Raw genomic sequence first — 14,727 nt, 5'->3', positions numbered from 1 at the left:
CTGCCGCTGGCCCTGGGCCGGGTTCGCGGATCGGAGCACAGCAATAGCCATGCCGGCCCGGCCTCGAGTGCCTCTCACCAAACGCCCGCTGCGCCGCCGTGCTCCAGGCGAGAGCCGGCTGCGACCGGGAACCTGGTGAGGTACGCTAACTTCCCCGATACGTCTGATAGCTCCAGGGCGTCGCCACCAGGGGCACGTGATAATGGCCTTCCGGATCGCCGACGCCGAAGCGCAGCGGCACGACATCGAGGAACGGCGGCTCGGGCAGATCGAGGCCGAGCGCCGGCCCGATCCGCCGGAAGTGGTCTCCGAGTGCGAAGCGGAGCTCGTAGGTCGCCCGCGGCACGGGACGCCCGTGGATCAGGGGCGCGTCGGTGCGGCCGTCCGCGTTGGTCACCGCGCGGGCGACGACGGCAATGTCCGTGTCCGAGATGAACTCGACGAGCGTCACGGCCACCCCGGCGGCGGGCTTCCCCTGGACGGTGTCGAGGACATGGGTCGAGATCCGGCCCGTCGTGGACAACGGCCCCGCGCCCGTCACCAGAGCGTTCAGGCGGATCGCGGCGATCCGCATCACCTCGGCCTCGGCCGTCCGTTGCTCCTCCTCCGGCGACGCGGCCAGCCGAGCCTCGAAACTCGCCAGCAGGGAGGTCCGGCCGTGCCGCTTGACGCACAGGATGAAGGGCAGCCCGAACTTGTCCCGGTAGGCCGCATTGAGGGCTGCGAAACGGGCGGCTTCGGTCTCCGACAGGCGATCGAGGCCCGCCGCGGCCTGCTCGGCGATGGAATTGGGGGCGATGTCCCCGGAGCGGGCGGCGCGTCCGGCGAGTTCGGGATGGTTCGCCAGGAGAGCCTGCCGCCGGGCGTCCGGGGCACCCTCGACCGCCCGGCGCATGGCGGCGAACAGGGCCTCGACGGTGCCGAAGGGCCGTTGCGCGGCGGTCGCCTCGGCGACCCACGGGGCATGCTCGAAGACGGCGCCGAGCACCGCCACGAATTCGGTGGCCGGGGCTTCGTTCAAATCTGCGAGCGTCGTGGGCATGACGGCCGGGTCTCCTTTGAGGCGGGCGATGGTGACGCATCGCAGGGCGGAGGGGTGCAGGCAACGGGCCACGTGCCGTGCCCGAGGCAAGCGCTTCGGCCTCTGGCACATGGTTTGCGCTCTTGGAACCGGCATCCCCGGTGAGGGATCTGCGCGTCGCGGCAGAGGTGTCGACCATGAACAGCGCCACGACGATCGCGGCCCCGCCCGATGCCGTCCTGAGCCCGACCGGCAGCGCACCGCCCGCGGCCGCGGCGAATGTGCGCCCCGTCGCCCTCGGCCTGCTCGGGCTGCAGCACGTCCTGGTGATGTATGCGGGCGCCGTCGCCGTCCCCCTGATCGTCGGCCGTGCCCTGAATCTCGCCCCCGACCAGGTGGCGATGCTGGTGAGCGCCGACCTGTTCGCGTGCGGTCTCGCAACGCTGGTGCAGAGTTGGGGCCTGCCCGGCGTCGGGGTGCGGATGCCGGTGATGATGGGCGTCACCTTCGCCGCCGTCACGCCCATGGTCGCCATGGGGACCAACCCCGCCATCGGATTGACCGGAATCTACGGCGCCGTGATCGCCGCGGGCCTGTTCGCGTTCCTCGCGAGCCCCCTGGTCGGACGGCTGCTGCCGCTGTTCCCGCCGGTGGTGACGGGCACGATCATCCTCGTGATCGGCGTCTCGCTGATGAAGGTCGGCGTCAACTGGGCCGCGGGTGGGGTCGGCAATCCCGACTACGGCGCCCCGCTCTTTCTCGCCATCGCCACGTTCGTGCTCGGCGTGATCCTGGCGATCACCCGCTACGGCACCGGCTTCGTCAATTCGGCCTCGGTGCTCATCGGCATCGTCGCCGGGACGATCGTGGCGGCGTTCTTCGGTCTGGTCGATCTCGGCCACGTCGCCAAGGCGTCCTGGTTCGACGTGGTGCGCCCCTTCGCCTTCGGGTACCCGACCTTCGATCCCGTCTCCATCGTCACCCTGTGCATCGTGATGATCGTGGTGATGATCGAGTCGACGGGGATGTTCCTGGCGCTCGCCGAGATCTGCGCCGACCCCGTGGACGAGGCGCGCCTGACCAGGGGCCTGCGCGGCGACGGCCTCGGCACCATCCTGGGCGGCGTCTTCAACACGTTTCCCTACACCTCGTTCTCGCAGAACATCGGGCTCGTGGGCGTCACCGGGGTGCGGACCCGGAACGTGGCCATCGTCGGCGGCTGCATCATGCTGGGCCTCGGCCTGATTCCGAAGCTTGCAGCCCTCGTGGAGGCGGTGCCGCCTTGCGTCCTGGGCGGGGCCGGCCTGGTGATGTTCGGGATGGTCGGCGCCACCGGGGTGCGCATCCTCGGCGCGGTCGATTTCGCCCGCAATCGCAACAACCTGTTCGTCGTCGCGGTGTCCATCGGGTTCGGCATGATCCCGCTGGTCGCACCGGCCTTCTTCAGGCAGATGCCGCATGCCCTGCACCCGCTGCTCGAATCCGGCATCCTGCTCTGCGCCATCGCGGCGGTGACCCTGAACCTGTTCTTCAACGGCCTCGCCGGTGCCGGGGCGTCGCGGGCGGCGGCCCGGCAGCAGGCGGCCGCCTCCGAGCATTGAGCGTCCCCGACGAACCCTCGGCTGCGCCGTTGCGCGCGAGGCGGGCACCGGCGAGTCTCGCGCGCGCGCCGGGAGCGTCGTGCCGTCCCCTCGATTCCCGATCGCACATGGAGAGAAGACCATGCCCCTGACCGCCTCCCAATACGGCAAGGGCCGCGTGCGGGTGATGCGGCTCGTTCGCGACGGGGATCGTCACACCCCGCGCGAACTCTCCCTCACGGTGCTGATGAAGGGGGCCTTCGACGCCGCCTGGACCGGGGCCGACAACCGCGCCTGCGTCGCCACCGACAGCGTGAAGAACATCGTCAACGTGGTCGCGGCCCGGAACCTCGCCCTCGACGCGGAGGCCTTCGTCCAGGCCGTCGCCGCCACGTTCCTCGAGGCGTACCCGCAGATCGAGGAGATGCGGATCGAGGGTTCGGAAACACGCTGGCTGCGGCGTTCCATCGGGGGCGCGCCGCATGGGCACGTCTTCACCCTCGATGGCAACGGGACGGGCTACGTCGCCCTGACGGCCCGCCGCGACGGGAGCGTGCTCCGCTCAGGGCTGCGGGGCTTCACATTCATGAAGACCACGCAATCGGGCTGGGCGGACTTCGTCGACGACGGGTACCGCACCCTGCCGGACGCGACGGACCGCATCGCCGCCACCGCCATGGACGCCACTTGGTCCTGGGCGGCCGCCCCCGCCGACACCACGGCCACCAACGCGCGGGTGCTCGATATCCTGATCGACGTGTTCGGCACCACCTACAGCGCCAGCGTTCAGGACAGCATGTACCGCATGGGAGAGGCGGTCCTCGCGGCCATCCCGGAGATCGCCGAGATCGGCTTTTCCATGCCGAACAAGCACTACATTCCCATCAACCTGACGCCGTTCGGCCTGGAGAATCCCGGAACCGTGTTCCTGCCGACCGACGAGCCCCATGGGCAGATCGAGGCGACGATCGGGCGGGGCTGAGCCGCGATCCGTCCGTGAGCGAAGCCGTTTGGGTCGATTCCAACGTACTTGAGGAAGGGCCGACCGTGTTCCCGGCGTAAGCTCCGGGTCCCGCCCGCGCCGTGCCCCTTCGCGCGGTGCGATCCCTTGGGTGCCCTCCGGGTGGGCATTCCCTGGAACGCCGAGCGTTCCCGTCGCCTGATGCTTCTCGGAGATGCGGTCCGCCGAAAGATGCGTGCCAGCGGCGGCAGGACCTGGCACAAAAGGCGGCACTGGCGTCCAAGTAACTGCCTGAACTCGGTTTATTCTCGCGAATTTTTACCGGAGGGACATCGAATCAAGGCGTGTGCATCAACATGATGCACACGCCTTGCGCACGGAATGTTGCTTTTCGATGCGTTGCTGCACAAATTCTGGGAACTCAGCGAGCCGTTCCGCCTTCTATCGGACCGCGGCTCCGCACTCGGGAACCCAACCATGACCGTACGTATCCTCGTGGGCGCCGCCCTTGGTCTTGCCCTTTCCAGCGCCGCTCTCGCGCAGAGCTACACTGCCCCGGCCGGGATTCCCGCCGCGACCGCACCGGGCGGCCTCGAGGGACGGGCCGCCGACCGGAACTTCCACGCCTACACGGGCCGCTTGTCCCACCCGGTGCCCGGACGGGCCGGTGCTGCGGATGCGGACGTCACCGGTTCGGTGAGGGGCGCCCTGCCGCAGCGCGGGCGCTGAAGGCAGCCGATCCCGCAACCGGTCTGCGTGACGTGCGCGACGGCGTGGAAGTCCGCGTGTGAGAGACATCGATCCTCGTCTCGGTTTGGGCCGGCGGCTTCCATAGGCCTGCCGGCCCTTCCATTTCCGGACGCCCTTCGACGGAACTGGAAGCGGGTCCCTTGCGTGGCCAAAAACCGTGCATACACGGCCGTCATTTTGAGCGCCTGGTCTGTCCAATTGCTGATGCGCGTAGAGCAAAGGCCATCATCGCACTGCCGAAAGTCTTGGCTTTCTCTCCATTGGGGTACGGCTTAGGTTTCGTTCCATCGCAACCATGCGAGTCGAATGGAACGGATGCCGTGACCGCACGCCCTTTCTCTCGCAGACATCTTCTCGCCGGAGCCGGCGCCCTGTCGCTCGGGCTCCTGCCCTCCGGTCGTGCGCGGGCCGCCGGTGCCTTGACCGTCGGATTCATCTACGTCGGGCCCAAGGACGATTACGGGTACAACCAAGCCCACGCCCAGGCCGCGAAGGCGCTCAAGGGTATGCCGGGCCTCGAAATCACCGAGGAGGAGCGTGTCCCCGAGACCAACGCCGTCGAGAAGACCATGGAGAGCATGATCAACCTCGACGGGGCGACGCTGCTGTTCCCCACCTCGTTCGGTTATTACAGTCCGTATCTTCTCGCCCAGGCGAAGAAGAACCCCAAGATCCAGTTCCGGCATTGCGGCGGCCTCTGGACGGACAAGGATCCGAAGAACGCAGGCTCGTACTTCGGCTACATCGCCCAGGGCCAGTACCTCAACGGGATCGTGGCGGCGCATGCGTCGAAGTCGAAGAAGCTCGGCTTCGTCGGCGCCAAGCCGATCCCGCAGGTGCTGAACAACATCAACGCCTTCCTGCTCGGGGCCCAGAGCGTCGATCCGTCCATCACCTGTCAGGTCATCTTCACCGGCGAGTGGTCGCTCGCGGTCAAGGAGGCCGAGGCCGCAAACGCGCTCATCGACGGCGGCGCCGACGTCGTCACCTGCCACGTCGACAGCCCGAAGGTGGTGGTCGAGACCGCCTCCCGGCGCGGGGCCTTCGTCTGCGGCTACCACGTCGACCAGTCGCCGCTCGCCCCGCAGAAGTATCTCACTGGCGCGGAGTGGAACTGGCTGCCGATCTACAAGGACTTCATCGCCGCGATGCAGGCCGGCCGCGTGCCGCAGAACTTCGTGCGCGGCGGGCTCGCGGACGGCTACGTCAAGATGAGCCCCTACGGCCCCGGCGTGAGCGAGGCGGCTCGCAAGAATGCCGACGCGGTCAAGGCCGAGATGATGACGGGCGGCTACGCCATCATCAAGGGGCCGCTCAAGGACAACACCGGGAAGGAAATCCTGGCCGCCGGCCAAGCCTACCCGGAGAAGGCGCCCGAACTCGAGAGCACCAACTACCTAGTCGCCGGCGTGAAGGGCTCGGTATGAGCGCCGGGCCGATCGGGCCTCGGGTGACGTCCCCGATCGCACACGGGAGACCCTGACGCGTGGTCGCGCAGGCCGCCCCTTCGGAGCTGAGTGCCGCCCCGGCGCGCCCCTCGGCCGGCCTCCAGGTCCGCGCCTGGCTGGCGCGCCGCGCGGAGGCGGTGGCGATTCCCGTGGCCGCCGCCGTGACGGGCTTCGTGCTGTTCGGTGTCTTCCTCGCCGCCATGGGCAAGTCGCCGGTCCAACTCGTCGAGATCGTCTGGCGCGGCGGCTTCGGCTCGGCCTTCGCGCTCGGCAACAGCCTGCAGCGCGCCGCGCCCCTGCTGTTCGCCGCCCTGTGCGTCGCCCTCCCCGCCCGGCTCGGTCTCGTGGTGATCGGCGGCGAGGGCGCCATCGTGCTCGGCGGCCTCGCCGCGGCGGCCGCCGCCCAGCCCCTCGCCGCCTTGCCGGTGCCGCTCGCGATCCCCCTAATGGCGCTGGCGGCGGCCCTCGTCGGAGCGGTCTGGATCGGTGCGGTGGGCTGGCTCCAGGCCTATCGCGGCGTCAACGCCACCATCTCCAGTCTGCTCCTGTCCTACATCGCCATCGCGGTCGCCAACCATCTCATAGAGGGTCCGCTGCGCGATCCGACGAGCCTGAACAAGCCTTCGACCCTGCCGGTGGGCGAGGCCTTCATGCTCGGTCCGATGCCGGGGATCGGCGTGCATTGGGGGCTGGGCTGCGGCGTGATCGCGTGCCTGGCCGCCTACCTGCTCATGGACCGGACGACCCTCGGCTTCGCGGCCCGCATCGCCGGAGGCAACGTGCGGGCGGCGCAGATCCAGGGACTGCCCGTCGGCCGGCTCATCGTCGGCTTCACGGCCCTGGGCGGCGCCTTCGCGGCGCTCGCCGGCTTCTTCGAGGTGGTCGCCGTACAGGGCACCGCCAACGGCACGCTCGCAGCCGGCTACGGCTACACCGGCATCCTCGTGGCGTTCCTCGCCCGGCAGAACCCCATCGCCATCGTGCCGGTGGCCTTCCTGCTCGGCGGCATCGAGGCCTCGGGCGGCCTGATCCAGCGGCGAATGCAGCTCCCCGACGCCACCGTCCTGGTGCTGGAGGGCCTGCTCTTCCTCGTCGTGCTCATGAGCGAAACGCTCTACGGCCGGTTCAAGCTGTTCAACCCGCATCTCTGGGCGGCCAAATCCCGGGCAACCGAGCGCGAGACGGCACGGGGATCGACCCCCGCGGGGCCGGCATGAGGGGTGGGCGATGAGCGAGGATCTCGGTCTCTGGTCCGTCCTGATCGCGGTGATCGGCGGGGCGATCCGCGTCTCGACGCCGTTCCTGTTCGTCAGCCTCGGTGAGACCATCACCGAGCGCTCGGGGCGGATCAATCTCGGGCTGGAGGGAACCCTGGTCTTCGGGGCCATGTCCGCCTACGGCACCGCCGTGTTGACCAATTCGCCCTGGGCGGGCGTGGCGGTCGCCGCCCTGGCGGGCGCCGCGTTCGGCCTCCTGCACGGGTTCGTCTGCCGCCTGCCCCGGGTCAACGACGTGGCGGTGGGCATCGCCCTGATGCTGTTCGGCTCAGGTCTCGCCTTCTTCCTCGGCAAGCCCTTCATCCAACCCTCGGCCCCGCCGCTCCCGGCCATTCCCTTCGGGTTCTGGTCGAGCCTGCCCCAGGTGCAGGCGGCCCTGCAGGTGAACGTGCTGTTCCTCGCGGGCGCGGCCCTGTCGGTGTTCCTGTGGTGGGCGTTCCGCAACACCAAGGCCGGCCTGATCGTGCGCGTTGTCGGTGACAGTGCCGACGCCGCACGGGCCATGGGCTACGACGTCGACCGCGTCCGCCTGTACGCGACGGCCACCGGCGGTGCCCTGGCGGGGATCGGGGGCGCCTACCTGTCGCTGTACTATCCGGGTTCGTGGAACGAGGGCGTGTCGTCGGGCCAGGGCCTGATGGCGGTGGCCCTCGTCATCTTCGCCCGCTGGAACCCGCTGGCGTGCTTCGGCGCGGCTTTGCTGTTTGGCGGCGCCGGGGCCCTGGGGCCGGCCCTGCAATCGGTCGGCGTCAGCCAAGGCTACTACCTGTTCTACGCCGCGCCCTACGTCCTCACCCTCGCCCTACTGATCGCCACCGCGTCGCCCGACCGGGCGCTGGCCGGCGCACCGGGCGAACTGTCCCTCTCGAAGTAGGCTCTCGCATGAACGGACTCGGCGGACTGAACAAGTCGCCCGACGGCGTCGTCATCGGCCTCGTGCAGCTGCAATTGCCCAAGGTGGTCACGAAGGCCGATCTGACGGCCCAGACGGACCGCGTCGTCGCCATGGTGGCCAAGGCGCGCGCGAACCTCGGAACCATGGATCTCGTGGTGTTCCCCGAATACGCCCTGCACGGCCTGTCGATGGACACCAACCCGGAGATCATGTGCCGGGTGGATGGCCCCGAGGTCGCGGCGTTCCAGGCGGCCTGCCGCGAGCACCGGATCTGGGGCTGCTTCTCCATCATGGAGTTCAACCCGCACGGAAATCCCTACAACACCGGCCTGATCATCGACGACGGGGGCGCGGTGAAGCTCACCTATCGCAAGATGCACCCCTGGGTGCCGGTGGAGCCGTGGGAGCCGGGTGACCTCGGCATCCCGGTGATCGACGGGCCGAAGGGCGCGAAACTCGGCCTCATCATCTGCCACGACGGCATGTTCCCCGAGATGGCCCGCGAATGCGCCTACAAGGGCGCCGAGATCATGATCCGCACGGCCGGCTACACTGCGCCGATCCGCGACTCCTGGCGCTTCACCAACCAGGCGAACGCGTTCTCCAACCTCATGGTCACCGCCAACGTCTGCCTGTGCGGCTCCGACGGCGCCTTCGATTCCATGGGCGAGGGCATGATCTGCAACTTCGACGGCGCGATCATCGCCCACGGCACCACGGGCCGCGTCGACGAGATCATCACGGCCGAGGTGCGGCCCGACCTCGTGCGCGAGGCGCGCATCCACTGGGGGGTCGAGAACAACATCTACCAGCTCGGCCACCGCGGCTACACGGCGGTGAAAGGGGGCGCGCAGGATTGCCCCTACACCTACATGCACGATCTGGCCGCCGGCCGATACCGCGTGCCGTGGGAGGATCAGGTCCAGGTCGTCGACGGCACGGGCTGCGGCTTTCCCGCGCCGACGCGGTCCTACGGCGAGGCGCTGGCGCCGGGCGCCCGCGAGGCGGCCGAATGAGCACGGGCTCTCCCATGGGCGTGGAGGCCTCCTCCGTGGGCGCACAAACTTCGGCCGGGGGCACCTATGCGGCCGCCGAGCCGTACCCCTGGCCCTACGACGGCAGCCTTCGCCCCGAGACCACGGCCCTCGTCGTCATCGATATGCAGACGGATTTCTGCGGCGTCGGCGGCTACGTCGACGCCATGGGCTACGACCTCGCCCTCACCCGCGCGCCGATCGGTCCGATCGCCCGGCTCCTCGCCGCCGCGCGCGAACGGGGCTTTCCCGTCATCCACACCCGCGAGGGGCACCGGCCGGATCTGGCGGATCTGCCCGCCAACAAGCGCTGGCGCTCGCGCCGCATCGGGGCCGGCATCGGCGATCCGGGACCCTGCGGCCGGGTGCTGGTGCGGGGCGAGCCCGGCTGGGAGATCATTCCGGAGCTGGCGCCGGAGCCGGGCGAGCCGGTGATCGACAAGCCCGGCAAGGGCTCGTTCTGCGCCACCGACCTCGAACTGATCCTCAACGCGCGCGGGATCCGCAACCTCATCCTCACCGGCATCACCACGGATGTCTGCGTCCACACCACGATGCGCGAGGCCAACGACCGCGGCTTCGAATGCGTCATCGTCTCCGACGCCACCGCGGCCACCGATCCCGGCAACCACGCGGCGGCCCTGAAGATGGTGACCATGCAGGGCGGCGTCTTCGGCGCCGTCGCCACGTCCGAGGCGCTTCTCCGGGCCATGGGCTGAGCACCATGGACAGCACCCCCGCCCTGCCCCGCGCCATCGGCATCGAGACCATCGGCATGACGAAGCGCTTCGGCGCGCATGCGGCCCTCGACGACGTCTCCATGAAGATCGAGCGGGGCGGCTTCCACGCCCTGCTAGGCGAGAACGGCGCCGGCAAGTCGACCCTCGTCAAGTGCGTGATGGGCTTCTACGCCCCGACCGCGGGCACGGTCCTGGTCGATGGGCGCGAGGCCGAGATCACCAATCCGAAGGGTGCGCAGGCGCGCGGCCTCGGCATGGTCTATCAGCACTTCACCCTGGTGCCGTCCCTCACGGGCGCCGAGAACCTCGTCATCGCGCGCGCCGACGCGCCGGCGATCCTCGACTGGAAAGCCGAGCGCGCCGTGCTGGCGGATTTCATGGACCGGATGCCGTTCCGCCTGAACCTCGACCGGCCCGTGGCGGAGTTGGCGGCGGGCCAGAAGCAGAAGCTCGAGATCGTCAAGCAGCTCTACCTCGAGGCCCGGTTCCTCATCCTCGACGAGCCGACCTCGGTGCTGACGCCCTCCGAGGCCGAGGAGGTGCTGGGTCTGCTGCGCGCCATGACCGACCGCGGCGACCTCACCGTGCTGATGATCAGCCACAAGTTCCACGAGGTCGAGACCTTCGCGCGGTCCTTGAGCGTCCTGCGCCGGGGCCGCCTCGTCGGCGGCGGTGCCGTCGGGACGCTCTCGCGCGACGACATGGCGGCACTGATGATCGGCGAGCGGACCGTGCGGACCCTCGCGGCCCGGATCGGCGACGCGGACGCGGGCCGCGAGGTGCTCCGGGTCGAGGGCGTCACCGCCACCGACCCGTCCGGCCTGCGCCACATCGCCATCGACAGCCTGCGGGTGCGCGCCCGGGAGATCGTGGGCATCGCCGGCGTCTCCGGCAACGGCCAGAAAGAACTCGCCGACGTGCTCGGCGGGCAGATCCGCGCCACCGCCGGTCGGGTGATCGTCGCGGGCGCACCCTATTCCGGCACCCGTTCCGAGAGCCGATCGCGAAAGGTCCGGTTCATCCCGGAGGAGCCCCTGCGCAACGCCTGCGCGCCCCGCATGTCGGTGTCCGAGAACCTCGCCTTCCGCGCCTTCGACCGGCGCGGCGACGCGGCCGGCGGCCCCCCGACCCTGTGGCTCGACAAGCGTGCCATGGCGGCCCGGGCCAGGGAGCTGATCGCACGGTTCAAGGTGAAGACGGCCTCCGCCGAGGCCCCCATCGCGACCCTGTCGGGCGGCAACGTGCAGCGGGCCGTGCTGGCGCGCGAGCTCACCGATCCCGTCGATCTCCTCATCGTGGTCAATCCGTGCTTCGGCCTCGACTTCGCGGCGGTCTCCGAGATCCGCAACCGGATCGTCGCCGCGCGCAATGCCGGGGCGGCGGTGCTGCTGATCAGCGAGGACCTCGACGAGATCCTGGAACTGTCCGACCGCATCCTGGTGATGTCGGACGGGCGCCTCGTCTACGAGACCCCGGCGGCGGACGCCGAAGCCGGCACCATCGGCCGGCACATGGCCGGGCATCACTGAAGCATCCGTCTTTTCGATTTCATCGAACGTTTCCATCGAGTCTTTTCGGGTTTTTCGGAGGGCGGTCCGGGCCCATCTTCGCTCCATCAGAAGCCGGCCAACGTCGGCACACCGAACCGATGGAGCCCATCATGTCCCGTATCCTCACCCTGTCGGTCCTCGCTCTCACGGCCGTCGCCGGTCTGACCGGCGCCGCGTCCGCCCAGAGCTACACGGCCCCCGCCGGCATTCCGGCCGTCACGGCGCCGGGCGGCGTCGCGGGGGCGCCTGCGAACGACCGGCGGCGCCTCGACGGAGCGGTCCCGGCTTGGGTGGCGGGTGCGGACGTCGCCACCACCGGGTCGCTCCGGGCGCCCCACCCCGCAATCCGGTCGCGCACCGCGCGCTGATCCGCGCACGAACACGCCGACGCGACGAAGCCGGTCCTTACGGGGACCGGCTTCGTCACGTCGGCTTCGCCTTCTTTGGAACCGGCGCTCCCCTTGCTTGCGAAGACCCGCCCGGCGCCGGTGTGCCGTGTGTGAGGCGATGGGCGGGGAAACGACATGCGGACGGCCGGAATCCCGACCCTCGATCAGCTGCGCGTGTTCCTGTGCGTCGTGGAGGCCGGAAGCTTCGCGGCGGCGGGCCGGCGGCTCAACCGCGCCACCTCGGTGATCAGCTACGGGATCGCCAACCTCGAGCAGCAGCTCGGCCTGCCGCTGTTCGATCGGGACTCGACCCGCAAGCCGCAACTCACCGAGGCGGGGCGTGCCGTGCTGGCCGAGGCCCGCACCGTCGCCCACAGTCTCGATGCCCTGCGCGCCAAGGTGAACGGCCTGCTCGGCGGGCTGGAGGCCGAGGTCAGCCTCGCCGTCAGCGTGCTGATGCCGGGCGACCGTCTCGTCGATGCCCTGAAGGCGTTCCAGGCACGGTTTCCGACGGTGGCGCTGCGCCTCAACGTCGAGGCCCTGGGGGCGGTCCAGCACTGCGTCGCCAGCGGCAAGGCCGTCATCGGCATCGGCGTTGAGATCTGGGACAAGACGAGCGATCCCCTCGAACACATCGCCGTCGGAGACGTCGAGATGCTGCCGGTCGCGGCCCCGTCGCACCCCCTCGCGCGGGCGGACGGCGCCCCGCCGGGCCAGGCCCGCGAGCATGTCCAACTCGTGATCGCCGACCGCTCGCCGCTCTCGAACGGGCAGGAATTCGGCGTGATCGCCACCCGCACCTGGCGGCTCTCCGACCTCGGCTCGAAGCACACCCTGCTGCTCGCCGGGATCGGCTGGGGCAGCATGCCGGCCCACATGGTGCGGGCGGACCTCGCGGCGGGACGCCTCGTCGAACTGCGGATGCCGGAGGCGAAGCGCCGCCGCCTGCCCTTCACGGCGATCCACCGCACCGACCGGCCGCCCGGACCCGCAGGGCGCTGGCTGATCCAGCGCTTCGCCGAGCAGGTCGGAGAGGCGCCCGGAGATGCGCCCGGCGACCCGTCCGCCCATGGACCTGCATCGCGCTACGCGGGCACGCCCGGCTGAGGCGCCTTGGCAACGGGCTTGCTCACGGGGAAGCGGGGAACGCGTCGCGGGCGAGGCGGCGTCCGGTGACGTGTCGCGCCGTGTATACAAAGGAGGCAGGGATGCATCGTGGTGAGCACAACGACGCGATTTACGATCCGCGCGCGGATGACGGCCTGCCGCCGGTCCTGACCCTCGCGGCCCTGCGTGCACGCTACGCCGCCGGAGACCTGAGCCCGGCCGACCTCGCCGCCCGCGTATCCGACCGTATGGCGGCCTGTCCCGACCCGGCCGTCTTCATCACGCCCGTCCCCCGCGAACACCTGATCGCGGCGGCCCGTGCCCTGATGGCGCGCCACCCCGAGCCGAATTCCCTGCCGCTCTGGGGTGTGCCCTTCGCGGTGAAGGACAACATCGACGTCGCCGGCCTGCCCACCACCGCGGCCTGCCCGGCCTTCGCGTTCGAGCCGGCGCAGGACGCGCACGTGATCGCGCGGCTGAAGGCGGCCGGCGCCCTCGTCATCGGCAAGGCCAACCTCGACCAGTTCGCCACGGGCCTCAACGGCACCCGATCCCCCTACGGCGCACCCCGCAGCGTCTTCTCGCCCGACCACATCTCCGGGGGGTCGAGTTCGGGCTCGGCGGTGGCGGTGGCGGCGGGGCTGGCCTGCTTCTCCCTCGGCACCGACACCGCCGGCTCCGGCCGGGTCCCGGCCGCCTTCAACAATCTCGTGGGCATCAAGCCGACGCCGGGTCTCGTCTCCACCACCGGCCTCGTTCCGGCCTGTCGCAGCCTCGATTGCATCACCGTGTTCGCCCCGTGCGTCGCGGATGGGATCGAGATCCGACGGATCGCCGAGGGGTTCGACGGGAGCGACATCTACGCCCGGCGCATCACGCCCGTGTCCCTGCCGTCCGCCCCGCGCTTCGGGGTGCTGACGGGGGCGGACCGCGAATTCTTCGGCGACACCGAGGCCGAGCGCCTCTACGACGCGGCCGTCACCCGGCTCGAAGCCCTGGGCGGCACGCCCGTCGCGTTCGACTACGCCCCCCTGCGTGCCATCGCCGACCTCCTCTACGGCGGCCCCTGGGTGGCCGAGCGCCTCGCGGCGGTCGAGACGTTCTTCGGCACGAACGCCGACGATTTCGATCCGAGCGTGCGCGCCATCGTCGCCTCCGCCGGGGCGTTCAGCGCCGTCGACGCCTTTCGCGGCCGCTATCGGTTCGAGGCCCTGAAGCGCGAGGCGGATGCCCTGTTTTCCGGCCTCGACATCCTGCTCCTGCCGACGGCGCCGACGATCTACACGGTGGCCGCCATGCGCGACGACCCCGTCGCGCTCAACAGCCGGCTCGGCCTCTACACCAACTTCGCCAACCTGCTCGGCCTCGCCGCCATCGCGGTGCCGGCGGGGTTCCGGGGCGACGGCCTGCCCCTTGGCGTCACCCTGGTCGGCCCCGGCGGCAGCGACGATGCCCTGGGACCGATGGCCGATGCCCTCCACCGGGGGGCCGCGTGCGGCCTGGGGCGCGACCGCGCCGGGGCCGTGCCGGACTTCGTCCGCCGCCCGGAGCCCGGCCACGCCGGCGTCGCCCTCGCGGTGGTGGGGGCGCATCTGTCCGGCCTCCCCCTCAACGGCGAGCTGCTCGCCCTCGGCGCGACCCTGCTGGAGAAGACCCGGACCAAGTCCGACTACCGCCTCTACGTCCTGCCGCACACCGAGCCCGCCAAGCCCGGCCTCGTGCGCGACCCGGGTTTCGACGGACCCGGGATCGCGGTCGAGATCTGGACGCTGCCGCCGGAGGCCTTCGGCCGCTTCGTCGCCGCGATCCCCGCACCCCTGGGAATCGGCCGGATCGCCCTGGCCGACGGAAGAGCGGTTCCGGGCTTCCTCTGCGAGGCGCACGCCGTCGCGGAGGCCCCGGAGATCACCCGGTACGGCGGGTGGCGCGCCTACCGGGCCGCGGCCGAACCGGGAGGCACCGCTTGATCGCCGGC

At 70.4% G+C, this 14,727-nt stretch carries 13 protein-coding genes; 12 read left to right on the top strand and 1 reads right to left on the bottom strand.

Annotated features, from left to right (window positions below; translation table 11 throughout):
- Positions 1–145 precede the first annotated feature (145 nt).
- Entirely contained in the window at positions 146–1,042 is an 897-nt protein-coding gene (uraD, locus tag ASG60_RS04025) for a 2-oxo-4-hydroxy-4-carboxy-5-ureidoimidazoline decarboxylase (protein ID WP_056168109.1), read from the bottom strand.
- Between the two features lie 176 nt (positions 1,043–1,218).
- Here uraD and ASG60_RS04020 point away from each other — a divergent pair, with 176 nt between their 5' ends.
- The 12 genes from ASG60_RS04020 to atzF all read left to right on the top strand — a co-directional run bounded on the left by ASG60_RS04020 (position 1,219) and on the right by atzF (position 14,719).
- Positions 1,219–2,622 (top strand): nucleobase:cation symporter-2 family protein, encoded by a 1,404-nt coding sequence (locus tag ASG60_RS04020; protein WP_082531605.1) that lies wholly within the window; start codon positions 1,219–1,221, stop codon positions 2,620–2,622.
- Positions 2,623–2,743: 121 nt separating this feature from the next.
- Entirely contained in the window at positions 2,744–3,583 is an 840-nt protein-coding gene (pucL, locus tag ASG60_RS04015; protein ID WP_056384316.1) for a factor-independent urate hydroxylase, read from the top strand.
- A gap of 456 nt (positions 3,584–4,039) precedes the next feature.
- Entirely contained in the window at positions 4,040–4,291 is a 252-nt protein-coding gene (locus ASG60_RS04010; RefSeq protein WP_082502499.1) for a hypothetical protein, read from the top strand.
- 341 nt (positions 4,292–4,632) lie between these two features.
- Positions 4,633–5,739 carry a BMP family ABC transporter substrate-binding protein gene (locus ASG60_RS04005; RefSeq protein ID WP_056358250.1) on the top strand — a complete coding sequence of 369 codons (1,107 nt, stop codon included), beginning with the start codon at positions 4,633–4,635 and terminating at the stop codon, positions 5,737–5,739.
- Between the two features lie 86 nt (positions 5,740–5,825).
- The gene (locus tag ASG60_RS04000; protein WP_244476574.1) at positions 5,826–6,977 is read left to right on the top strand and encodes an ABC transporter permease; all 1,152 of its coding nucleotides are present in this window, start codon (positions 5,826–5,828) and stop codon (positions 6,975–6,977) included.
- Positions 6,978–6,987: 10 nt separating this feature from the next.
- Positions 6,988–7,911, top strand: a complete 924-nt coding sequence (locus ASG60_RS03995) for an ABC transporter permease (protein WP_056167858.1) — start codon at positions 6,988–6,990, stop codon at positions 7,909–7,911.
- A gap of 8 nt (positions 7,912–7,919) precedes the next feature.
- The gene (locus tag ASG60_RS03990; protein ID WP_056167853.1) at positions 7,920–8,948 is read left to right on the top strand and encodes a formamidase; all 1,029 of its coding nucleotides are present in this window, start codon (positions 7,920–7,922) and stop codon (positions 8,946–8,948) included.
- A 14-nt stretch (positions 8,949–8,962) separates the two neighbouring features.
- On the top strand, positions 8,963–9,685 hold the full coding sequence (locus ASG60_RS03985; protein ID WP_056167850.1) for an isochorismatase family cysteine hydrolase: 723 nt from the start codon (positions 8,963–8,965) through the stop codon (positions 9,683–9,685).
- On the top strand, positions 9,682–11,235 hold the full coding sequence (locus tag ASG60_RS03980) for an ABC transporter ATP-binding protein (protein WP_200947648.1): 1,554 nt from the start codon (positions 9,682–9,684) through the stop codon (positions 11,233–11,235). Before ASG60_RS03985 ends, ASG60_RS03980 begins: the two co-directional genes overlap by 4 nt.
- Before the next feature lie 131 nt (positions 11,236–11,366).
- A complete protein-coding gene (locus tag ASG60_RS03975; RefSeq protein ID WP_056168104.1) occupies positions 11,367–11,624 on the top strand; it encodes a hypothetical protein in 258 nt (85 codons plus the stop codon).
- 156 nt (positions 11,625–11,780) lie between these two features.
- On the top strand, positions 11,781–12,752 hold the full coding sequence (locus ASG60_RS03970) for a LysR family transcriptional regulator (protein ID WP_056384313.1): 972 nt from the start codon (positions 11,781–11,783) through the stop codon (positions 12,750–12,752).
- A 101-nt stretch (positions 12,753–12,853) separates the two neighbouring features.
- On the top strand, positions 12,854–14,719 hold the full coding sequence (gene atzF / locus ASG60_RS03965; RefSeq protein WP_056384312.1) for an allophanate hydrolase: 1,866 nt from the start codon (positions 12,854–12,856) through the stop codon (positions 14,717–14,719).
- The last annotated feature ends 8 nt before the right edge of the window (positions 14,720–14,727 follow it).

Source organism: Methylobacterium sp. Leaf469, from assembly GCF_001424745.1.
Taxonomy (GTDB): Bacteria; Pseudomonadota; Alphaproteobacteria; order Rhizobiales; family Beijerinckiaceae; genus Methylobacterium.
This window is presented reverse-complemented; position numbering and strand designations above follow the sequence as displayed.